Origin of the sequence: Rhizobium sp. RHZ01, from assembly GCF_014851595.1 — a bacterium.
Taxonomy (GTDB): domain Bacteria; phylum Pseudomonadota; class Alphaproteobacteria; order Rhizobiales; family Rhizobiaceae; genus Rhizobium; species Rhizobium altiplani.
On record NZ_JACUZZ010000039.1, the window covers coordinates 27832 to 49511 of the forward strand.

Annotated in this window: 19 protein-coding genes, 1 tRNA gene and 1 pseudogene; 6 read left to right on the plus strand and 15 right to left on the minus strand. The window is 62.1% G+C overall.

The features are described 5' to 3' along the window. Positions 1–6 precede the first annotated feature (6 nt). Positions 7–1017 (minus strand): LysR substrate-binding domain-containing protein, encoded by a 1011-nt coding sequence (locus IB248_RS28320; protein WP_192242000.1) that lies wholly within the window; start codon positions 1015–1017, stop codon positions 7–9. Positions 1018–1313: 296 nt separating this feature from the next. Here IB248_RS28320 and IB248_RS28325 point away from each other — a divergent pair, with 296 nt between their 5' ends. Continuing rightward, positions 1314–2930 carry an ABC transporter substrate-binding protein gene (locus tag IB248_RS28325; protein WP_192242001.1) on the plus strand — a complete coding sequence of 539 codons (1617 nt, stop codon included), beginning with the start codon at positions 1314–1316 and terminating at the stop codon, positions 2928–2930. Positions 2931–3001: 71 nt separating this feature from the next. Here the strand turns inward: IB248_RS28325 and IB248_RS28330 are convergent, their stop codons facing one another. The 8 genes from IB248_RS28330 to IB248_RS28365 form a co-directional block, all read right to left on the minus strand. Further along, positions 3002–4417 (minus strand): FAD/NAD(P)-binding protein, encoded by a 1416-nt coding sequence (locus IB248_RS28330; protein ID WP_192242002.1) that lies wholly within the window; start codon positions 4415–4417, stop codon positions 3002–3004. A 67-nt stretch (positions 4418–4484) separates the two neighbouring features. Beyond that, entirely contained in the window at positions 4485–5447 is a 963-nt protein-coding gene (locus tag IB248_RS28335) for an amidohydrolase family protein (protein ID WP_192242003.1), read from the minus strand. A gap of 33 nt (positions 5448–5480) precedes the next feature. Further along, positions 5481–6728, minus strand: coding sequence for an acyl-CoA dehydrogenase family protein (locus tag IB248_RS28340; RefSeq protein WP_113470664.1), 1248 nt, complete (start codon positions 6726–6728; stop codon positions 5481–5483). A 69-nt stretch (positions 6729–6797) separates the two neighbouring features. Beyond that, entirely contained in the window at positions 6798–7856 is a 1059-nt protein-coding gene (locus tag IB248_RS28345) for an aldo/keto reductase (RefSeq protein ID WP_192242004.1), read from the minus strand. 13 nt (positions 7857–7869) lie between these two features. Beyond that, positions 7870–8805, minus strand: coding sequence for an oligopeptide/dipeptide ABC transporter ATP-binding protein (locus IB248_RS28350; RefSeq protein WP_018859508.1), 936 nt, complete (start codon positions 8803–8805; stop codon positions 7870–7872). Beyond that, positions 8786–9778 (minus strand): ABC transporter ATP-binding protein, encoded by a 993-nt coding sequence (locus IB248_RS28355; RefSeq protein ID WP_192242005.1) that lies wholly within the window; start codon positions 9776–9778, stop codon positions 8786–8788. Before IB248_RS28355 ends, IB248_RS28350 begins: the two co-directional genes overlap by 20 nt. Beyond that, positions 9778–10782: an ABC transporter permease gene (locus IB248_RS28360; RefSeq protein ID WP_062370626.1), complete on the minus strand. Its 1005-nt coding sequence runs from the start codon at positions 10780–10782 to the stop codon at positions 9778–9780. Before IB248_RS28360 ends, IB248_RS28355 begins: the two co-directional genes overlap by 1 nt. Then, positions 10779–11768, minus strand: a complete 990-nt coding sequence (locus IB248_RS28365) for an ABC transporter permease (protein WP_192242006.1) — start codon at positions 11766–11768, stop codon at positions 10779–10781. The genes IB248_RS28360 and IB248_RS28365 overlap by 4 nt, the downstream gene beginning before the upstream one ends. A gap of 274 nt (positions 11769–12042) precedes the next feature. Here IB248_RS28365 and IB248_RS28370 point away from each other — a divergent pair, with 274 nt between their 5' ends. Genes IB248_RS28370 through IB248_RS28390 form a run of 5 tightly spaced genes read left to right on the plus strand, consistent with a single transcriptional unit; the run spans position 12043 to position 18213 of the window. Further along, positions 12043–13650, plus strand: coding sequence for an ABC transporter substrate-binding protein (locus IB248_RS28370; protein WP_192242007.1), 1608 nt, complete (start codon positions 12043–12045; stop codon positions 13648–13650). A gap of 24 nt (positions 13651–13674) precedes the next feature. Then, positions 13675–14853, plus strand: coding sequence for an LLM class flavin-dependent oxidoreductase (locus tag IB248_RS28375; protein ID WP_192242008.1), 1179 nt, complete (start codon positions 13675–13677; stop codon positions 14851–14853). Between the two features lie 10 nt (positions 14854–14863). Continuing rightward, complete coding sequence (locus IB248_RS28380; protein ID WP_192242009.1) at positions 14864–15916, plus strand: ABC transporter substrate-binding protein; 1053 nt, start codon at positions 14864–14866, stop codon at positions 15914–15916. A gap of 19 nt (positions 15917–15935) precedes the next feature. Continuing rightward, positions 15936–17090, plus strand: a complete 1155-nt coding sequence (locus IB248_RS28385) for an acyl-CoA dehydrogenase family protein (protein WP_192242010.1) — start codon at positions 15936–15938, stop codon at positions 17088–17090. A 52-nt stretch (positions 17091–17142) separates the two neighbouring features. Then, a complete protein-coding gene (locus IB248_RS28390) occupies positions 17143–18213 on the plus strand; it encodes an LLM class flavin-dependent oxidoreductase (protein ID WP_192242011.1) in 1071 nt (356 codons plus the stop codon). Between the two features lie 308 nt (positions 18214–18521). On the opposite strand, the gene IB248_RS28395 is transcribed toward IB248_RS28390, so the two are convergent. The 6 genes and pseudogenes from IB248_RS28395 to IB248_RS28420 form a co-directional block, all read right to left on the minus strand. Then, complete coding sequence (locus IB248_RS28395) at positions 18522–18812, minus strand: type II toxin-antitoxin system RelE/ParE family toxin (protein WP_169680968.1); 291 nt, start codon at positions 18810–18812, stop codon at positions 18522–18524. Then, the gene (locus tag IB248_RS28400) at positions 18809–19057 is read right to left on the minus strand and encodes a CopG family ribbon-helix-helix protein (protein ID WP_169681008.1); all 249 of its coding nucleotides are present in this window, start codon (positions 19055–19057) and stop codon (positions 18809–18811) included. The genes IB248_RS28395 and IB248_RS28400 overlap by 4 nt, the downstream gene beginning before the upstream one ends. Positions 19058–19745: 688 nt before the next feature. Further along, a pseudogene (locus tag IB248_RS28405) lies at positions 19746–20084 on the minus strand (SIP domain-containing protein); the annotation flags it as partial. Between the two features lie 109 nt (positions 20085–20193). Then, positions 20194–20718, minus strand: coding sequence for a GNAT family N-acetyltransferase (locus tag IB248_RS28410; RefSeq protein WP_062370610.1), 525 nt, complete (start codon positions 20716–20718; stop codon positions 20194–20196). Between the two features lie 3 nt (positions 20719–20721). Beyond that, positions 20722–21021 (minus strand): DUF1778 domain-containing protein, encoded by a 300-nt coding sequence (locus IB248_RS28415; RefSeq protein WP_018859495.1) that lies wholly within the window; start codon positions 21019–21021, stop codon positions 20722–20724. A gap of 286 nt (positions 21022–21307) precedes the next feature. Next, positions 21308–21384 (minus strand) — tRNA-Met (locus IB248_RS28420). Positions 21385–21680: the final 296 nt, after the last annotated feature.

Here is a 21680-nt window from a genome sequence, read left to right on the forward strand (position 1 = left end):
ACGACGTTACTCGGCCGCCATCATGTCTGCCGCCGGTCGGATACGGCGCGCGATGATCTCGTCCATTGTCTGCAAGGCCCGCGCTTCGGCAAGCAACCACTCGCGAAACAGATCGACGCGCATCAGTCGCGCCGTATGCGCCGTGGTGGCGAAGAAATAGGACGAACTGACGGGCTGCGGCACGCCAAAGGGGCAGACCAGCCGCCCGGAGCGGATCTCTGCTTCCGCCAGCCGGATCTTGCCGAGCCCCAGCCCCTGCCCCGCCAGCGCTGCATCAAGGACGAGGGAGGACTGGTTGAGACGAAAACCACCCTGCGACGGCAGGTAGGAAAGCCCGGCGGCGCGCAACCATCCACCCCAATCCGGGCAGGATTGGTCATGCTCGGCGCCCTCCTCATGCAGCAGCGGCACGTCTTCGATCGCCTCCGGCTTGCCCCACAGCCCATACGTATCCGCAAACTCCGGGCTGCAGACCGGCAGCACGGCCTCGGAAAAGAGATGGTCAACGATGAGCCCCGGATATGGACCGCTGCCGTAGCGGATCACGCAATCGGCGTCGCCTGCATCAAGGTTCGTCAACTGGGTCGACGCATCGACCAGGACCTGAAGGCGCGGGGCGGCCCGCCGCAGCGCATCGAGGCGCGGGATGAGCCACTTGCTGGCAAAGGACGGGGCGACCGAAACGCGGATCGGCTGTTCATGATCGCTCTGCACGAACTGAGCCATGGCGGTCAGAACCGCATCGAAGGCCCCGGTCAGTCCAGGCACCAATGCCAGCCCGGCCGGCGTCAGATTCAACTGGCCACGCACCCGGTTGAAGAGCGGCTGGCCGAGATAGTCTTCCAGCAGGCGGATCTGTTGACCGACCGCAGCCGACGTCACATGCAACTCTTCGGCAGCACGAACGAAATTGAGATGTCGCGCCGTCGCGACGAAGGCCCGCAGCGATGTCAGCGGCGGCAGTCGCGCAAGCGTGGGCTGGATTGCTTTTCTGCGGGAGTCGGCAAAGGTGCTCATTGCGTGATTGCACCACAAACCTGCCTATGAAGACGAGAACCGCCTTTCCTTCCAGCCCTTCCGACGGAGCATTTTCTTGCGCCGCGAGCATTGATCGGAGATGCAAAAACTCATTTTTGTGAATGTCTATATTTTTAGTAGATTACAACAACCCACGCCCACTCCGGATACCCGGACGCGAAGTTTTCCTTTTCAGGACAGGGAGAAAAACATTCTTCCAATTCTCCTCCACGCTGCCCGATGATGCCGGCGACGACGCTTTGATAGAGGCGTCCATCGCAATTCAGGGGGTATTCATGGACATCAGCAGACGCCAGCTCAACAAACTTCTCGCCGCGACGGGCCTTACCGCATTCCTGCCGCTTAGCGCCTTCGCCGAGACTGCGGCGCCGACAAAGGGCGGCACGCTAAATTTCATCGTCGAGCCGGAGCCGCCGACGATCCTGACGCTGGCCCACACGGCTGGCGGCACCCAGAAGGTAAGTCCGAAGATCACCGAAGGCCTTTTGACCTACGATTTCGATCTGACGCCGAAACCACAGCTCGCCACGGAATGGTCGATCAGCGACGATGGACTGAACTACACCTTCAAGCTCCGCCCGAACGTCAAGTGGCATGACGGCAAGCCCTTCACATCCGACGATGTTGCCTATTCCATCGAGCTTCTGAAGCAGGTCCACCCGCGCGGGCGCGGCACCTTCGCCAATGTCACAAAGGTCGAAACGCCCGATCCGCTGACCGCCGTGATCCGGCTTTCCAAACCGGCGCCCTATCTGCTGAGTGCTCTCTACGGGGCCGAGTCGCCGATCGTGCCCAAGCACGTCTATGACGGCGTCAAGATCGCTGACGTCCCAACCAATCCGAATGGCAGTGCCCCGATCGGCACGGGGCCATTCGTCTTCAAGGAGTGGGTACGCGGATCGCATATCATCCTCGAGCGTAATCCTGATTACTGGGATGCCGGCAAACCCTATCTCGACCAGGTCATTGTGCGCTTCGTGCCTGATGGCGCGGCCCGCGCCGCCGGTTTTGAGACCGGCGAATTCGATATCGGCGGCGACAATCCCATTCCGCTGAGCGATCTCGAACGTGTGAAGGCACTGCCGAACATTGCCGTCGATTCACGCGGCTACGAGACCAAGGGCGACCAGACGCAGCTGATCTTCAATCTCGACAACGAGTATCTGAAGAATGTCAGCGTTCGCCGCGCGATCGCCCACGCCATCGACCTCGACGTCATCCTGAACACCGTCTGGTACGGCTACGGCCATGTTTCGCCGACCCCGATCAGCACCTTCCTGCCGCGCTATCTCGACACCTCGATCAAGCCCTACGCCTTCGACCTGAAAGCCGCTGAACAGCTGCTCGACGAGGCCGGCTACAAGCGCGGAGCAGACGGCGTCCGCTTCAACCTGCGACTGACCCACAATTCCTACAACGAAGGCTTCAAGCGGGTCGCCGAATATCTGAAGCAGAACCTGACGCGCATCGGCATCAACGCCACGATCGATTCCTACGACTTCTCCACCTACATCAAGAAGGTCTACACCGACCGTGCCTTCGACGTGACGGCCGAATATCTCGGCAACCAGTTCGATCCAACGCTTGGCGTGCAGCGCATCTACTGGTCGAAGAATTTCAAGCTCGGCCTGCCCTTCTCGAACGCCAGTCACTACAACAACCCGGAGGTGGACAAGCTGCTCGAAGCCGCATCCGTCGAGATCGACGATGCGAAACGCAAGCAGCAATTCTTCGCCTTCCAGAAGATCGTTGCCGACGAAGTGCCGGTGGTGAACCTGATTTCACTGGAGAACGTCACCGTCTTCAACAAGCGGGTCAAGAACCACACGATCGGGGCCGAGGGTGTGCAGTCCAACTTCGCTGATGTCTACATCAAGGACGGCGAAGGCTGAGGTGCGGCGGCAGGACCTGCACAGGAAAGGGGCGCATCGTCGATGCGCCCCTTTTGCTTTTGGAGGTGAGATCACGCGACGCGGACGGGCGTGAATTTCGTGAGGATACGATCGGCGAGTGCAATCGCCTGGGCGCGCTGCTCGGTGATCGAACTCGACTCCCATGCAACGCCCCGCAGCGGATGGCCGATGGCGCTGAGATTACGGTGGACGAGCCCCTCCTCGTTGATGAGATCACCCGCCGGCGTCGCATCAATGCCATAGCCGGTGCTGTGAGGGCGAACCTCGCCGCTCGCGAGCAGGCTCTTCACGAAGGGGTCGGATACCCGGCGCCAATCATGCAACTGATGGCCACGGCAATCGATCACGCCGTCGAACGGCACCGTCCCAACGCCTGTCGCTGTCTTCAGGCTGGCGGTGATCTCGCTGCCCTCAATGGCAAATCCAAGGATACGGGCGCGGCCATGCTCCAGCCGACCTTCCGAAATCACCCGCTCGATAATCGCGTGGCTTTCCGGCGCCGAGCGATGCGCGGTAACGTCCCAGTAGGCCCTGAGATGCCGGGTGAACCGCAGACGCTCACGATCGCTGGCCCCTTGCCACAGCGAGAGAATATGGGGGCGGATCGCCAAGGGCAGCCCTTGCCAGTCTGCACCCTCAGCCGAAATCGACCGCCGTTCAGCCTTGACGCGCGACAACAGTTCGCGCGCGGTTGATGGCAACGGGCCATCGGCCAGAAAGTCGCGCGCTGCGTCGACAGTCCTGCGACCCTCCACGAACTGGCCACGGCGCGATATCACGCGGTAGCGGCCGCGATAACCCCGCGCCTCCATGCTGGCCACGGCATCGACCATCGACAGGCTCGAACCTATCAGGAGAATTTCCTCGCAGCCTTTCAGACGGTCGAGCGCCAGTGCGTCCCACGGATTGGCTGCAAAACGCGGGTGACCGGCGAGTTGAGCCTCGGCGGCCGACAGGCGCGGTTGGAAAACGCCAAGGGCCAGCACGGCCTCATCCGCCTCCACAGAGGTACCGTCAGCCGTGGTAATGCGGATCCGGCTCGGCGTTGCCACCAGCCCGGATGCCGACGACCGGATATGCCTTAGCGTCGAACCGAGCCGCGCGTTCGCGACCGCACGCGCGAGCTCGTCACGGACATAGGTTCCATAGAGGTAACGCGGCGGACTGCTTGTGCCCGCCTCGGCGGGAGGCGTCCAGCCGTAGGCCGGGCCATTCTCGACGAGCCAGCGCGAGAGATGGCCTGGATCCTCTGGATAGAGGGAGAAGATTTCAGCCGGACCGTTCACCAGATGGGCCGGATCGGGTGTGCTGTAGGCAACACCTCGCCCAAGCTCCTCTCGTCGCTCGATGATGGTGATCGCCAATGGCACTTCGGTCTGGTCGAGCAGCTTGAGCGCCGTCAGCGCCCCGGCGAAGCCCCCGCCGACAATGGCAACGGAGTGATGCGGAATACGATCGATGCGCAATAGACCTCCTCTCCCACCGGCGTCGGTGGGGCGTGATATGTCGGGATATGAGAACGGGCGGACGCCCTTATGCGATCAGCTTGTCGCGACTGCGATGGCGCCCATTCAGCAGTTCGAGGGCGTTTCGGCTGGCAATCAGTTCGGCTTCACGCTCGCCCAGTCCTGCCGCCGCAAAGGCTGCGGCCAGTCCGTCCTGCGTCGGATCGTGCCCAAGGATCGGCCAGTCGCTGCCGGTCAGAACATGGTCGGCGCCGACGAGACTGGTCACGAAGCGGATGAAGCGTGCTTCCAACGGCATGATGTCGATATAGAGGTGACGCCGCTTGCCCGCTGGCGCCTCCGCGAAAATGGACGGCAGTTCGCCGAAGGGGCCGGTCAGGGCGAGTGCCGAAATCCCGAGCGCGGTAATGACGACCCGAAGTTCCGGCAATTCGTCGAAGACGCCCGACGTCACCAGCGAGATCGCGGCGGCGGCGTTGATCGTGCCACGACTTAAGCGGGTCCCGAGCCTGCCGAGGCCGGACAGCTGCGTTGAAAGCGGCTCGGGGTTGATGGGATGCAGGAAGACGGGAACGCCGAGCTCCGCAGCAACCCTCAGGACGGGCCGGGCTTCCGGCGCATCGATCAACCTGTCACCTCTCGCGCTGTCGAGAAATAGGCCGGACAGATTGAGGTCGACGATGGCGCGCCGTGCCTCGACCGCCGCCTCTTCTCCGCCGAAGGTGTCCACGGTCGCCAGCGCGAAAAGCCGATCGGGATGGCGCGCAACCGTCGCTGCTAGGTCGTCGTTCAGCTTGCGGCTGACCGCGCCAAGATCGGCATCAGGTGCCGCGACGATCGACAGCGCGACCCCGATCACGCGGCGCGAGATACCGGCCGCATCGCTATCTGCGATCAGCGCATCGATATCGGAGATCTTCGTGCCGATCCGTGCCCACAGCGGATCGAGCGGGCGACCGGGCGCGCGGTAGACCTCCCAGCCTTCGGGCAGGAAATGCGTATGGAAATCGACGATATCGAGCTTGCTCATGGTGGCTCCGTGGCGATCGCTGCGCGGCAGGGACTAGAAGACCTTACCTTCTTCCAGGTGTGTCGTGGTTCCGTTGATGTAGAAGTCACCGACCACCCTCGCCTTGTGCAGCAAGGGATTGTGATTGAGCACGGTGCGGATGTTGCGCCAGTGCCGATCGAGATTGAGATGGCGCGACGTCGCGGAGCCGCCGCCGAGTTCGAAGACGTTGGTTGCGGCCGCCAGTGCAATCTGCGAAGCCACGATCTGTGTGCGTGCAGTCGTCAGCGCGCTCTCGATCAACGCGGTCTCCAGCGCCTGCGGATCGCCTGCGGCGAACGCGGCGGCCGTCTTGTCGAGCGCACGCGCGCTTTCACGGATCAACGTGTCGACGGCAAAGGAGCCGGCGGCGACCTCACCGAGAATCTTCTGGACGAAGGGATCCGCACTGGCGGTTTCTGCCGCGCTATGGGCTGCCGAGCGGGCCTGGCGGCGCACATATTCCGTCCCTTCGGCGAGCGCGCCACGCACAGCGCCCGCCATTGACGCCGCAAGGTGCAGCTGCCGCAAGGTCGAGGTGTGGCGTCCAACGAGCGTGTTGAGGCCGCGCGTGGAGATTTCATGCGGCAGTACCTCGACGTCTTCGAGCAGAACACCACCGCTCGCGGTCAGCCGCTGGCCCATGCCATCCCAGTCGTCGAGAATGGTGATGCCGGGACGATCGACCGGAAGCAAAACGCTCACGAACTCACCGTCATCGTTCTTCGCACTGAATGATGCGAAGTCCGAGAACGCCGTGCCCGTCGCATACCATTTGCGGCCGTTGAGACGGTAACTATCCCCCGATCTCGTCAAACGTGTCGTCACCTCGCCCGGCCGCTTGGTGCCCTGCTCCGTATGAGCTCCGCCGAAAAGCTTGCCCGAGAGAACGCGACTGAGCTGTGTGCGGTCGATAGCAGTGCTGGGGCTGAGGATCAGGCTTTCGGTGAAATTGAAATGGCTGCGCAGCGCGTGAGCGACATTCGAATCCGCGGCGCCGATCGCCATGATCGTTTCGATGTAGTCGGCAACGGATCCACCCGGACCGCCGAGCGCCACAGGAATGCGCAGCGCCCCCAGACCCGCCTCCTTGAACAGGCGGAAGGCCTCGAATGGAAGCTCCCTTTCCAGATCGCGTCTTGCCGCCTCCTTCGCGATTTCGGCCGCCAGATCAGGAACTTTTGCCAATAGCGTCGAGAGATCGTTCACCGCCTCCGCAGGTTTCGGGGTGGCGGACAGTGCTGAAGGAGCGGTATTCGGCATGCGGGAACCTTCTCGGCCGGAAAAAGAAAAGAAGGGACCCGCCATATCGGCGGATCCCTGAAGTCATGATCAGGCGACCGCGCGTGTCAGCGGCACGACATTGTCGGCACCGCCTGCGACGCTACGCGGCACGCGACCTTCGACCGGATGGCTCGGATCGTTGAAGCCGGGCGTCGAGGGATGGCCCGTCGTGACAAGTCGGTCGACCAACGCCTCGTCCTCAGCGTCGAGCTTGACGTCGAGCGCGCGGATGTAGCTGTCCCAGTGCTCTTCCGTGCGCGGACCGGCGATGGCCGCCGAGATCAGCTTGTTGTTCAGCACCCAGGCGAGCGCGAACTCGGTCGGAGAGACGCCCTTGCGGGTAGCGTGGGCAGCGATCTCGGAGGCAATGGCGATCGATTCAGGACGCCATTCGGTCTCGAGGATACGCTTGTCGCCGCGACCGGCGCGGGTATCGGCGGCCGGTTCCTTGCCCGGCTCGTACTTGCCCGTCAGGACACCGCGGGCCAGCGGCGAATAGGAGACGACGCCGAGACCATAGTGATGGGCCGCCGGCAGCTGCTCGGCTTCGGCGGTGCGGTTGACGATGTTGTAGAGCGGCTGGCTTGCGACCGGACGATCGATGCCAAGTTCATCGGCCAACTGCGCGACTTCGGCGATGCGCCAGCCGCGGAAGTTGGAGACGCCGAAGTAGCGGAGCTTGCCGGCGCGGATCAGGTCGGCGATCGCGCGCACCGGCTCTTCCAGCGGCGCATCGAAGACAGCGCGGTGGAAATAGAGGATGTCGATATAGTCGGTGTTGAGACGGCGCAGCGAATTCTCGACGGTCTCGATGACCCACTTGCGGGAATGACCGCCGAGGTTCGGGCCCTTCTTATGCGAATTGACAAACTTCGTCGCCAGAACCCAGTGATCGCGATGCGCCTTGATGCCCTTGCCGACGACCTCTTCCGACTTGCCGTCGTGATAGACGTCGGCGGTGTCGATGAAGTTGATGCCCTGCTCGCGGGCCTTGTCGATGATGCGGAACGCGACGTCATCGGGCGTCGGGCCCCCGAACATCATGGTTCCCAGGCTGAGCGGTGACACCTTGAGCGCGCTGCGCCCGAGATAACGATAATCGACCATTGTATTCTCCTTCTTACTGAGCGTGATGGCAGGCGGCGGCGTGGCCGCTGCCGAACTGGCGGAATGCCGGATCTGCGGACCGGCAAATATCGGTGGCGAGCGGACAGCGCGTATGGAAGCGGCAGCCGGCCGGTGGATTGTGCGGGCTCGGCAGATCGCCTGATATGGGCGCGGCCTGCTTGCGCCGCGACGGATCGGGCACGGCGGCGAGCAGCGCCTGCGTATAGGGATGCTTGGCGCCCTTCCACAGCTCGCTCGTCGGAGCGCTCTCGACGATGCGGCCGAGATACATGACGAGCACGCGATCGGCGAAATAGCGAACCACCGAGAGATCGTGAGAGATGAAGAGATAGGAAAGCGATAGCTCCGTCTTCATCTCGACCAGCAAATTGAGGATCTGCGCCTGGATCGAGAGGTCAAGCGCCGAAACAGGTTCGTCGCAGATGACGAGTTCCGGCTGCAGGATGAGCGCACGGGCAATGCCGATACGCTGGCGCTGGCCGCCGGAGAACTCATGTGGATAGCGATCGAGCGAATCCGCCGGCAGGCCGACATGGGCCACCATCTGCGCGGCGATCGCCTCGCGCTGCTTGCGCTCGCCGATACCGTGAACCGCGAGAGGAGCCGTTAGGATGGTGCGTATCGTCTGCCGCGGGTTAAGCGAGGCAAACGGATCCTGGAAGATCATCTGGATGCTGCGCCGGACCGACTGCAGTTCGCGCCCCGCCATGGCGGTGACGTCCCTGCCCTTGAAAGTGACGCTCCCCGACGATGGATCGACGAGCCGCACCAGCGACTTGCCGAGTGTGGATTTGCCACAGCCGGACTCGCCGACCAGCGCCACCGTCTCGCCTTCGGCGATATCAAGCGACACGCCATCGACGGCGCGCACGGTGCCAGCGGCTCCGGGATAATGGGTCGAAAGCCGATCAACCGACAGAAGCGACATTGGCGTTCTCCGCAATGGCTGGAACATAGGGGCACGCCACCTGCCGGCCGGCCGGCAGTGCGATAAGTTGCGGTACGACGGAGGCGCAGGAGGGCCGGGCGACCGGACAACGCGGACGGAACGAACAGCCCTTCTCGCCGGCAGCCGAAACGATCGAGCCCGGGATCTCCGAGAGCGGTCCGTCGCGGTAGTGATAGTCCGCCTTCAGCCGCGGCGAAGCCGACAGCAAGCCATTCGTGTAGGGATGGTACGGCCTCTCGAACACCTCGCCCGGAAGTCCCTCCTCGATCTTGCGCCCGGCATACATGACGACGACGCGATCGGCCCATTGCGCGACGATGCCGAGATCGTGGGTGATCAAAATGACGGCCATGTTCAGCTGCACCCGAAGATTATCGAGCAGCTGCAGCACCTGCGCCTGGATCGTCACATCAAGCGCCGTCGTCGCTTCATCGGCGATCAGCAGTTTCGGATTGCAGGCAACAGCGATGGCGATCATGACGCGCTGGCGCATGCCGCCGGAAAGCTGGTGCGGATACTCGTCGATACGGCGGCGGGCTTCTGGAATGCTGACGAGATCCAACAGCGCAATGGCGCGCTCTCGGGCCTGACGCCGGTTGAGATCCTCATGAATGCGCAGCACTTCGATGATCTGATTGCCGATCGTCAGCACCGGATTGAGCGATGTCATCGGCTCCTGAAAGATCATGGCGATGTCGCGGCCGCGGATGCGGCGCAGGTCCCGTTCCGGGAGGCCGACAAGATCACGCCCGTCGAAGCGGATCTGCCCTTTAGCCTTTGCGTGCCGCGGCAACAGGCCGATGAGGCCGAGGGCCGTTAACGACTTGCCCGAGCCGGATTCCCCTACGATGGCGAGCATCTCGCCCGGATTGACGGAAAAGCTGACACCCTTCACAGGTTCGGCGGCCCCAAAACGCACTGAGAAGTCTGAAACCTCGAGGAGTTTCGTCATCACCGATCCTCCGAAAAGCGCGGGTTGAGCGCGTCGTTCAGACCATCGCCGATCAGGTTGAGCGAAAGCACTGTGAAGACGATCGCAAGACCGGGAAGCGCCGTCAGGTACCAGGCGGTGCGGATGACATCGCGCCCTGCCCCAATCATCGAGCCCCAGGAGACGCGGTTGGGATCGCCAAGCCCCATGAAGGAGAGCGCCGATTCCATCAGGATCGCGCTTGCCACCATTACCGAAGAGGTGACGATCAGTGGCGGCAGCGCATTGGGAAGGATCTCGCGGAAGATGATGCGGGAATGGCCGAAGCCGAGGCTGCGGGCAGCCTGCACATAGTCCTTCTCGCGAATGGCCCGGAATTCCGCGCGCGTCAGTCGCGCCACCGTCGGCCAAGAGACGATCGCGATGGCGATGGTCACGGTCGCTGTCGTCGGCTGGGCGATTGCCACGAGAACGACGAGCAGCACGAAGCTCGGAATGGTCTGGAAGATCTCGATGAACTTGACGAGGATATCGTCGATCAGACCACCGAAGTAGCCGGCGACGGCGCCGATGGCGATCCCCACAGTCAAGCCGAGCGCGGTGGCCGCCAGCCCGACGGTCAGCGATATCCGGGCGCCGTGAACGATGCCGGCAAGCACATTGCGGCCCATGGAATCCGTGCCCAGCGGATAAGCAGGGTTCTGCCCGGGCCACAGGAAGGGGCGCGCAACCATTTCGAGCGGATCGCCGGGAAAGAGAAGCGGCGCCAACAACGCCGACAGGGCAACGAGCAGCAGAATGCCTGTACCGAAGAGTGCATTGTAGTTGCCGAGGAAGACTTTCAATTCCCGACGCATGCCGCGCCAGGCCGTACCCGAAACAGAGGCACGGACGTCGGGGGCGTGGATATGTGTCCAGCGCGGCTGCTTGGGCGCTTCCGGTGCTGGTTGATCGCGCTCGACCTTTTTCTGTGGCGCGAAGTCTATCGCCTGGCCGGCCAGTGTTCCAAGTTTTTGAGTATTCATCGGCTTGCTCCAATTCGAGGATCGATCCACGCCTGCAGCAGGTCGACGGCTGCGTTTGCGACGATCACGAGGAAGGAAGACAGGAGGAGAATGCCGAGCAGCACGCTGAAATCGCGCGCCATGACGGCTTCGAAGGCAAGGCGCCCGAGGCCGGGCCAGCTATAGACGGTCTCGACCACGACCGCGCCGCCCAGCATCCCGCCAAAGTGCATGCCGGCCATGGTGGTGATAGGGATCAGAGCGTTGCGAAGGACGTGTCGCGTCGTCAACACGAAGGGCGAGACACCCTTGGCGCGCGCGGTTCGCACGAAATCCTGCGACTTGACTTCGAGCATCGAGGCGCGCGTCAGGCGGGCATAGATCGCAAGGTAAAAAAGCGCGAGCGAGGTTGCGGGCAGCACCATGTAGCGCGCCCTGTCGAGCAGCGCCGGGAACCCTGTCAGCCGCGAGCCAATCGTGCTGTCTCCGCCGCTCGGCAGCCATCCAAGCTTGACCGAGAAGAGCAGGATCAGCATCAGGCCGATCCAGAAGCCGGGAATCGAATAGAAGAGCAAAGAGACGACGGAAATTATACGATCGGGAAGGCGCCCGGAGAAGGCGGCCATCAGCGAACCGAGCAGCAGTCCGACGGCAATTGCAATCGCCAATGCCGCCAGCATCAGCACCAGGGTGCCCGGCAGCCGTTGGCCGATCAGATCGGCGACCGGCATGCCGTAGCGCGGCGAAAAGCCAAGGCTGAAATGCGCGAGGTTGTTCAGATAGTTGGCAAGCTGAACAAGGATCGGGTTATCAAGCCCGAAGCGCTCGCGCAGTGCCGCCATCGTCTCGACTGTGGCCGAGCCGGATTCCGCCGCCATCACATCGGCCGCATCGCCAGGCGCCAGCTTCAGCAGGAAGAAATTGAGGATGACGATCCCGAGCATCGTGGGCACGGCCTGAATGATCGTCCTGCTGATCGTTCGACCGATCCGCCTTAAAGCCGACATGTGCCCCACCTCGCGATCTGAAAAGAATTCACCTCGTCTCGTCGCTCAGTAGTTGACTAATTCTGTGGGTTTTGTCAAATCCATATTGGTAAATAATTCCAACGATGCAGCCATTTGGCGCGCTTTTGGAAACTTAATACCGCATATCGACACTGCGTAGGTTTTCTTCCCACTTCAAAGCAGTCACGGGGCAAAAATCTCTAAAGCAGGCTCGATCCGCGGAATGACACTGAAGCGGGCCGTGACGGCCCCTGAATCACGAGGGCTGAACAAGATGTCACTATTTCCCGCACCCACGCGCCGCAGCTTTCTTCTGGCCTCGGTCGCACTCGGCGTCACCGCGACAGCACGGCTTCCCGCCTTCGCAGCCACCGCAACGCGCGGCGGCACGGCAACGCTTCTGCTGGCCGCCGAGCCGCCCGTCCTGACGACGATCGCCCATACGGCCTATAACGCGGTCTATGTCTCGCCGAAGACCACTGAAGGCCTTCTCACCTATGACTTCGACCTCAATCCGAAACCGCTGCTGGCCAAGGAGTGGACTGTCAGCCCCGATGGCCTGACCTACACCTTCAAGCTGCGCGACGGCGTGAAATGGCATGACGGACAGCCCTTCACCTCCGCCGATGTAGCCTTCTCGATCAAGACCCTGAAGGAAGTGCACCCGCGCGGCCGCAACACCTTCCTCAATCTCACCGACATCGAAACGCCCGATGCACAGACGGCCATCCTCAAGCTTTCCAAGCCCGCGCCCTATCTGATCACCGCGCTTGCCGCCTCCGAAACGCCGATCGTGCCGCGCCATATCTACGAAGGCACCAAGGTTGCGGAAAATCCGGCCAATCTTGCGCCTATCGGAACCGGTCCTTTCAAGTTCAAGGAATGGGTGCGCGGCAGCCACATCGTCTACGAACGCAACCCCGATTACTGGGATCAGCCCCGCCCCTATCTCGACCAGCTGATCATCCGTTTCATTCCTGATGCCGCCGCCCGCTCGATCGCGATCGAGACCGGAGAAATCGATCTGGCGCCGTCGACACCCGTGCCGCTCAGCGACCTCGAACGGCTGCAGAGCGCCGAAGGGCTCGCCTTCGAGACCAAGGGCTACCAATACCAGAACGGCGTCAGCCGCATCGAATTCAACCTCGAGCGCCCGTTCTTCAAGGACGTGAGGGTGCGTCGCGCCTTTGCGCACGTCATTGATCGCAACGTCATTCTCAACACCATCAACTACGGCTACGGCGCCGCGATCCCCGGCCCGATCAATCCCAACCTCGCGAAATGGTTCGTGCCGGATCTCAAGACCTATCCGATCGATCTCGCCGCGGCCGAGAAGCTTCTCGATGAAGCAGGCTTCCCGCGCGGCGCAGACGGCATCCGTGCGCACATCAATCTCGACTTCGTGCCGAGTGGCGAAACCTATCCGCGTGGTTCGGAGTATATCCGCCAGGCGCTTGCCAAGGTGGGTATCGACGCCAAGGTCCGCAGCCAGGATTTCGCGACCTACACCAAGCGCATTTACACCGACCGCGATTTCGACTTCGCCTTCGAAGGCATGAGCAACCTGTTCGACCCGACGGTCGGCGTTCAGCGCCTCTACTGGAGCAAGAACTTCAAGCCTGGCGTCCCCTTCTCGAACGGCGCGGCCTACAGCAATCCCAGGGTCGATGAATTGCTCGAAGCCGCAGCGATCGAAGTCGATCCGGCAAAGCGTGTCGAGCAGTGGCGCGAGATCCAGCAAATCCTCGTCGACGACGTGCCCGCGATCGACATCGTCAGCCAGCCGGAACTGACGATCTACAACAAACGCATCTCCGATCACACCGTCGGCGGCGAAGGCATCGCAGGCAGCCTCGCCTTCGCCTACGTCGCAGCATCCTGACGCCAAACCAGCAGGAATATACTCATGACCATTCAACATCCCCCCGGATCGATCGTCGGCCTGCCGAAGTTTGCCGCACCCACCGACTTCCCGGAAAGCCCGCTATCCCAGGCGCTGAAGCAGCCCGTACTCCTCGGCCTCTTCTTGCCGATTCAGGCCGGGGGCTGGACGCAATCGACGCTCGAGCGATCGACCGACTGGCGCTTCGATTACAACAAGGCCTTGACGTTGAGGGCGGAGGAACTCGGCTTCGACCTCGTCTTCGCGCTGTCGCAATGGTTGCCGAAGGGCGGCTATGGCGGCGTCTTCGACGGCCAGGCGCTGGATAGCTTCGTGTCGACGGCGGCGCTGGCGGGCCTCACCAAGAAGATTATGCTCATCTCGACCATGCATGTCCTTTATGGTCCATGGCATCCGCTGCATCTGGCAAAGTTCGGCGCGACGCTCGACCATATCACCGGCGGTCGCTGGGGCATTAACGTGGTCACCGGCCACCGGGCGGTCGAGCACGAGATGTTCGGCTGGCCGCGCATCGAGCACGACAAGCGCTACGAACTGGCCGCCGAATTCCTCGAAGTCGTCCAGCGCCTCTGGAGCGACAGCGAGAACTTCTCCTTCGAAGGCGAAAGCAGCTGGAAGCTCGGCGGCGGCTTCGTCACGCCGAAGCCAAACTTCGGCCGCCCGATCCTCGTCAACGCCACCGGTTCGGATGCCGGAATTGCCTTTGCCGGTCGCTATTCGGATATCGTTTTCATCACCAGTCCGACCGGCGCCGACATCAACAGCGCACTGGATTCGCTGCCGGCGCATACGAAGCGGGTCAAGGATTCGGCAATCAGCGTCGGCCGTACTGTGCGCACGCTGCTCAATCCGATGGTGATCTGCCGGCCGACGGAGAAGGAGGCGTGGGAACTCGCCGACCGCATCGTCGCCCATGCCGACCAACGCTCGCCGCAAGGCTTCCAGTCGCTGAACTCGGATGCCCATGCCTGGAAGGGACGCGATCCGCAGGATCCCTACCGCGCCATCGGCGGCAATATCCGCGTCATCGGCTCGCCCGAACAGGTGGTCGATCAGTTCGTCAAGCTGAAGGAGGCCGGCGTCGACGGCCTGCAGCTCAGCTTCTTCGACTTCCGCGACGATCTCGAATTCTTCGGCACCGACGTCCTGCCCCTGATGAAGCAAGCCGGCCTGCGCCACTAGGAGGAACGCCATGACAAGCCCAGCTACAACAGGCAATGCCATTTCCGAAATCTGGTACACGCGCTGCCCGGTGCCGACGCCCGTCGGCCTTGCCGCGCAACTCGGCTATCTCGAGGAAAACTTCCGCAAGGACGGCGTGACGTTGAAGTCGATCATCGATTCACCCGACCGCAACATCCGCCAGAGCCATTTCAACCACACGCTCGACTGGTCGTTCCGCCATGGCGGCAACGTTCCGCCGATCCGCGCGCGCTCTGAGGGACGCAAGACACGCCTCGTCGGCATCACCTGGACCGATGAATTCCAGGCGATCATCACCCTGCCGGAAACCGGCATCAAGACCACGAAGGACCTGAAGGGGCGCCGTTTCGGCATTGCCCGTCGCCCGGAAGGCATCGTCGATTTCATGCGCGCCACCGCGTTGAAGGGGCTGCTTTCGGCGCTGTCGCTTGACGGGCTGGCGCTCGACGCTGTGGAGATCATCGATATCGCGCTTTCCGATTCCGTGCTCTCGACGCAGGAAGGCCCGTCTCTCTTCGGGCTGAAGCGCAGGCAGCCCTATGGCGAGGAAGTTGCAGCCCTCATTCGTGGTGACGTCGACGCAATCTATGTGAAGGGCACGGCCGGCATCAATGTCGCCAACCTGATTGGCGCCGTTGAGGTGGCCGAGTTCGGCTTCCACCCCGATCCCAAGATCCGCATCAACTCTGGCTCGCCGCGCGTTTTGACGGTGGACGAGCTTCTGGCCGACGATCGGCCGGATCTCGTCGCCCGCCTGCTTGAATCGATCTTTAAGGCCAGCGCATGGGCCGAAGCGCATCCCGAGGAAACGAGGCGCTTCGTCGCGCGGGAGGCCGGCGCCACCGAAGAGCAGGTTGTCGCCGCCAATGGCCCCGACATCCACAAGCACCTTGGCCTTGGCCTGCAGCCCGAACTGGTGGATGCGATCGGCCACTACAAGAACTTTCTGCGCGACTTCGGCTTCCTCGCCGCCGACTTCGACATCGCCGACTGGGTCGACCGCCGTCATGTCGACAGCTTCAACAGGCGTGCCGTGGCCTGAACCGGGAGATTGAACAACCATGCTTCAGGAAAAAATCGATCCGGTGGACAAGGCACGACGGCTCGCCGTCGACTTCGCCGGACGCGCCGCGCATTACGACAAGACGGGAGATTTTCCATTCGAGAACTTCACCCGTCTCTTCGACGCCGGCCTGCTCGGACTGGTGACGGCGGCTGAGCACGGCGGCCATGGCGCCGGCCTTGCCGAGGCGCAGGCCGTCATCAGCGAGATCGCGCGCGGCGAACCTTCGACCGCGCTCGTGCTCGCCATGCACTACAATAGCCACTACAGCCTGCGCCGCTTCGCAAAGTGGCCGGACCACCTTGCCGAGCGGGTACTCACGGCCAATCGGCTTGGGCCGGCTCTGATCAATGCTGCCCAGGCCGAGCCGCGCATCGGCTCTCCCGCCCACGGCGCGCTGCCCGAGACCATCGCGCGCCGAGACGGTGACGTCTGGCGCATCAGCGGCCACAAGAGCTACGTGACAGGCATACCCGTACTGAAATGGGTGTCGCTGCTGGCACTGACCGACGAGGAGGAGCCGAGACTGGCCTCCTTCCTCGTTCCGACCGACAGCCCCGGCCTGCAGTTTGAAAAGGCATGGAATGCCGCCGGTATGCATGCGACAGCCAGCGACGATATCATCCTTAACAATGTCGCCGTTCCACTCGAAGACATCATCGAAGCCCAGCCGGCTTCCGAACCGCTGCGCCGCGAAGAACATGCAACCGCCTTCTTCTTCTCGCTGATATCAGCGGTCTACCACGGCGTGGCGCTTTCCGCCCGCGACCGCGTGCTCGCCTTCGCCGCCCACCATACGCCGGCAAGCCTCGGCGCTCCGCTATCGACGGTTCCGCGCATTCAGGATGGGCTGGGAGAGATCGAAGTCCGCCTTGCAACCAATGCCCGATTGCTGCGCTCGCTCGGCGAAGACGTCGACCCTGGCAGGGTCGTTGGAATGGACGGCATGCATGTCCGCCACGTCGTCATCGACAATGCGGTGGCGATCACCAGCCTCGCTCTCGAGCTCGCCGGAAACCCTGGCCTCAATCGTGATTTCCAGCTCGAGCGCCACCATCGAGACGCCATCACCGGCCGCTCCCATGCCCCGCAGAGCCACATGATCCGGACGATCGCCGCCCGCAACGCACTCGGTCGTCTCGCATCACGATAGCGGGACGCCGATCTCCGGTTTTACTATTTGATTTCACAAGCACAGGCCGACGATGAGCAAAGACAGCGAATTCCTCTGGTACATACCGAACGACACGAGGCCGGGGCATCGCGGCGATTCCGTGGTTGAACATCACAACAGCCTGGCCACGTTGACGGAACACGCCAGGGCGCTCGAGGAGCATGGCTGGAAGGGTGCGCTGATCGGAACGGGTTGGGGCAGACCGGACACATTTACCCTTGCCGCTGCACTTGCGGCACGCACGACGACGTTCGAACCGCTGATAGCGATCCGCCCGGGTTACTGGCGACCCGCGAACTTCGCCTCGGCCGCCGCCACCCTCGACCATCTCACTGGCGGGCGTGTCCGTGTCAACATCGTCTCCGGCCTCGACAATCTCTCGGCCTATGGCGACCGGGAGGGAGACCAGGCAGAGCGCTACGCTCGCACCAAGGAATTCATGCGGCTGGTGCGCAGGCTCTGGACGGAGGAAAACGTCAGCTATGACGGCGAATACTTCGGCGTCGCGGGTTCGACCGTCGTGCCGCGCATCGAGGCGCACGGCGATCGTCGCCACCCGAAGCTCTATTTCGGCGGCGCTTCCGAGGCGGCCGAGCGCGTCGCGGCCACCGAAGCGGATGTCCAGCTCTTCTGGGGAGAGCCGCTCGATGGTGTCCGCGAGCGCATCGCGCGCCTGCAGGCGCTGAGCCGGGAGCTTGATCGAGATCTGCCGCCACTCGAGTTCGGGCTCAGGATCACCACGCTGGTGCGCGACACCACCGAGCAGGCCTGGGCCGACGCCGAAGCAAAGGTGGCAGAGATGGCCAAGGGCAATGGCGCCGGCTGGAGCGATCATCGCAGGGCAGTCGCGGTCGGCCAGCAGCGACTGTTCGACCTGCATCGATCGGGAGACGTCCTGGACGACAACCTCTACACCGCCCCCGGCAAATACGGCGGTGGCGGCGCCGGCACGACCTGGCTGGTCGGCTCGGCGGCCGACGTCGCCAAGTCCCTGAGCAAGTACGAGGATCTGGGCATCACCCATTTCGTGCTCTCCGATACGCCCTACCTCGCGGAGATCAAACGCCAGGGTAACCAGTTGCTGCCGCTTCTACGCAGGTGAGCCCTAAGTGACCACTTCATTGCGGACGCTCGCGCAATCACGCAAGATCCCGCGCAACACCAGCTCGTTACGCAGGAGGCTGCCCATGCAGCAGAGGCGGGTGTGTCCTCTGTTCCCCACTTTGTATTCGGCGAACACATTGAGACCAATTGGGAGTCGAAGCGAAGATCAGATCGCATCTGCGATAAGTGGAGCACAGTGCAATTTTAGCGGACGATGAACCGGGGTAAGCCCCTATTTCGCCCGGTGCCGACCGGCATCCTCCCCTTAGGGATTTGTCAAAGACTCGGGCTGATGTACGCGGCATGTCATAACGTCTGTGGCGACCGCTGATGGGCGTGCATGACGGTGATGATCTCAATATCTCGACTGACGCGGTACGCGATGATGTAGGGAATATCGGCCAACACCACTTCGCGGGTGCCCTTGATACGGCCGGGTCGCCCATTTGCGGGTAAGTCGGCGAGCATATCCACGACCGTCACAATTCTGGCAATCACGCGCGCTGCCGCATCGGGATTGTCCTGCTCGATATGAGCGCCGATTTCATCAAGCCGCCGCAACGCCCGAAGCGTCCAGCGAATACGTTTCCCGCTCATGATTGGCGGGCAGACTTGACGTACTTCCCAACAACCTTCGCCACGTCTTCGGCGCTGGCGAATTCGCCGCGATCGGCCGCATCCAACCCGGCTTCGATCTCGGCAAGCTGCCACTCCTGCTGCTCAACGAAAGCTTTGATGGCCTCGGCAGCCATATAGGCGCGGGAGCGGTCCAGCTTTTCCGCAATCTGATTAAGCTTGCTCGCGGTTTCATCCGAAACCCGCACGGTAAATGCAGTGGTCAAAGCACCTGTCTTTCCTTGGTTCACTTTTATTATTGGTGAACCACGATGGTTCGTCAAAGTTCTCGCCACACGTGTTTTCGGGCGATTATTAGGAATACGCGATGCCACCCTCCAGATTGAGCGGCGGCAATAAATCGTTGTCGTTGAGTGGAATTTGGTTGCGGGGGCCTGATAGCACGGAGACTTGTAAAAGTGCCGGTCTTGATGGGATTCGAACAGAGATTTGCGCGTTAGATAAGAGATTACCGGTTCGGTACCTTCGTACGCGAAGGATCGACTGCGGCATACCCCCACTATGAAACACCTTCAGTCGTTTCTCACGCAAGCGCCGCCATCCGTTGGGTTCAACATGTCATTTGGCTTTTTACGCCGCGGCCGTGATCGCCAAAGCGACCTCGTTGATGCGGGTGCTAGGACTTTGGATAGACCGACGCGATAACTCGTGCTGTCGCGGCACCGGTTAAGAGGTAGGGCCTCGGCGGTGGCGGGACAGGAACTTGCCTTGTCCCGCCTCCCGAAACGCACTCAATGTCGCCAATAGCAGGAGATCATCCGCCACTGACGTGCCACGCGAAGGTCAATTGACGGCAGTTTAAGATACTACCCTCGCCCGGTTTCGATCGCCGCGCGTTCAGACTCGACAGCATCGCTTTCGCCATCACTCAGCTTGCACTGCATCTACTGTCAGTCAGACCGTCTGGGCGATATCCCGCTCCCAGTACCAGGCAACATACAACGACTTTCGGTCATGCTTGCGGCTCTTGAGAAAACTGCGAATGGACCGGGCGTCTGCTTTTTCACAGGCAGCCCAGACGAAGGTGTCGCCACCGTAAGCAACGATCGCGGCTTTGGCCTGATCCGCAGGAATACCGCTCGCAGCCATGGGATAATGCCTACGATGCAACCAGCGCGCCTTGAGCGTGCTCTCGGTCGGCAGCGGCTGCTCCTCGCGGCCATCCTCCACTTCGATGATCGCCTCGATATCAGTCCCAGGCGCGGCTTCCGCGATGATGCGGGCGATCGCCGGCGGGGGCAGGATTTAATCATTACTTGCGATCCCCTCGATCGTCGGCGACCGGCATGTCCGAACCGGGCAGGATCAGGGACAGCCGCTTGGCGTCGGTGAAGACTTCAGGTTATGCGCCTTGCTCTTGCTGTCGCGCTTCCGCCAGCGATGCGACGATTGCGGCGATGGAGCGAAACAGGACGAGCGGGTCGTCCTTCGAGGGCGTGAAGCCTCGGCGCTGCCAGAACTGCGCCGCTTCGTGATCGACGGCGTTGACCATCAACGCCCGCCCGCCGATCAGAGCGGCGGCCTGGACGCAACGCTCAAGAGCATGTTTCACCAGACCTGTGCCGATGCCTATCCCCACCCATTCCGTGTCCGTGGCAAGCTGGCCGAGGAGAAGACAGGGAACCGGATCGGGCGGTTGCCCGGTGCGGATCGAGCGCGGGAGGATCGCAGGGACGACGGCGGTAGGCGCCAGGCCGTAATACCCGACGACGCGCCCGCCCTCATGGACGACGAGAACCGCCGTGAAACCTTTCTCCTGATTGGAAAGCGCGCGCGTCTTCAGCCAATGATCGAGCGTCGGCTTGCCGCAGGAAAATTCGGAAACATCATGCGCCGCCGTAAGCGGTTCTGGAGCCGATAAGGCCACGGCTTATTGCTTCGGCTCGTAATCAACTTCCCACGGCGCGGGCCGCCTGACCAGTTCCACCATCTCCGGAACAGGAGCGACCGGTAGGGACAAGACACCCAGGAAATCGGCAAAGCCTTCAGGGCTCATGCGGATGAGCCCCTGCTCCATAACGACTTCCTCTGCGGCGCGCACGGCCGCCTCCCGCACAAAATCGGTGCGCGAGCGGCCGCGCAGGCTTGCCGCGCGATCGATCATTGCAACATCTGCTTCAGGCAGACGCATCGAGATCGGATATTCCTTGCGTTCGACAGTGGCGGCCATGACATATCTCCTTTACGAGGAAAATAGCGATTTGTAGCGCCAAATGCAATACGAAACTATCAGTCTCGTTCACGGGTTCAGCGACTCTACGAGACGCTCGAGGACGATTCCGAGGAAAAGTGTATTGAAGCGGCGAACGTGATCCGTTCGCTGGTCAAGGACATCATCCTCACGCCGGTGAACGGAAAAATCAAGATCGACGTTCGCTTCGATCTAGCGGGGATCCTGACGCTTTCGGTCAAAAAGGAAAACCCCGCAGCGTGTGCAGCGGGGTCGCAAGTAAATTTGGTTGCGGGGGCAGGATTTGAACCTGCGGCCTTCAGGTTATGAGCCTGACGAGCTACCGGGCTGCTCCACCCCGCGCCAAGTGCAAAACCCTTTGGGTTTTGTCGCGTCCGAGTAAACCGCTTGCGGTTTGCTCTTACTGCCTGAGCAACGGGGCGAAGCCGCGTTGTCTCATGTTAGGTTCTGCTCTGTTTCGAGCCATTATAGCAGAAAGGCCGCTTTGTGGGCGGCCCTTTTGATCGGCTTGGGGCCGTTTTCGTGATGAGAAGATTTGTTTGTTTCACATGCAGCTTTCGAATGTCTTCGACATTCGGCGCATGTGTTGTTGCGTTTAGCAGACCTGGCAGCGACCGACTCTCCCGCGTCTTAAGACG

Coding starts and splice junctions, on each gene's coding strand:
- IB248_RS28320 (WP_192242000.1), bottom strand. CDS start 1,017: ATGAGCACCTTTGCCGACTCCCGCAGAAAAGCAATCCAGCCCACGCTT.
- IB248_RS28325 (WP_192242001.1), top strand. CDS start 1,314: ATGGACATCAGCAGACGCCAGCTCAACAAACTTCTCGCCGCGACGGGC.
- IB248_RS28335 (WP_192242003.1), bottom strand. CDS start 5,447: ATGAGCAAGCTCGATATCGTCGATTTCCATACGCATTTCCTGCCCGAA.
- IB248_RS28340 (WP_113470664.1), bottom strand. CDS start 6,728: ATGCCGAATACCGCTCCTTCAGCACTGTCCGCCACCCCGAAACCTGCG.
- IB248_RS28345 (WP_192242004.1), bottom strand. CDS start 7,856: ATGGTCGATTATCGTTATCTCGGGCGCAGCGCGCTCAAGGTGTCACCG.
- IB248_RS28350 (WP_018859508.1), bottom strand. CDS start 8,805: ATGTCGCTTCTGTCGGTTGATCGGCTTTCGACCCATTATCCCGGAGCC.
- IB248_RS28355 (WP_192242005.1), bottom strand. CDS start 9,778: ATGACGAAACTCCTCGAGGTTTCAGACTTCTCAGTGCGTTTTGGGGCC.
- IB248_RS28360 (WP_062370626.1), bottom strand. CDS start 10,782: ATGAATACTCAAAAACTTGGAACACTGGCCGGCCAGGCGATAGACTTC.
- IB248_RS28365 (WP_192242006.1), bottom strand. CDS start 11,768: ATGTCGGCTTTAAGGCGGATCGGTCGAACGATCAGCAGGACGATCATT.
- IB248_RS28370 (WP_192242007.1), top strand. CDS start 12,043: ATGTCACTATTTCCCGCACCCACGCGCCGCAGCTTTCTTCTGGCCTCG.
- IB248_RS28375 (WP_192242008.1), top strand. CDS start 13,675: ATGACCATTCAACATCCCCCCGGATCGATCGTCGGCCTGCCGAAGTTT.
- IB248_RS28380 (WP_192242009.1), top strand. CDS start 14,864: ATGACAAGCCCAGCTACAACAGGCAATGCCATTTCCGAAATCTGGTAC.
- IB248_RS28385 (WP_192242010.1), top strand. CDS start 15,936: ATGCTTCAGGAAAAAATCGATCCGGTGGACAAGGCACGACGGCTCGCC.
- IB248_RS28390 (WP_192242011.1), top strand. CDS start 17,143: ATGAGCAAAGACAGCGAATTCCTCTGGTACATACCGAACGACACGAGG.
- IB248_RS28395 (WP_169680968.1), bottom strand. CDS start 18,812: ATGAGCGGGAAACGTATTCGCTGGACGCTTCGGGCGTTGCGGCGGCTT.
- IB248_RS28415 (WP_018859495.1), bottom strand. CDS start 21,021: ATGGCCGCCACTGTCGAACGCAAGGAATATCCGATCTCGATGCGTCTG.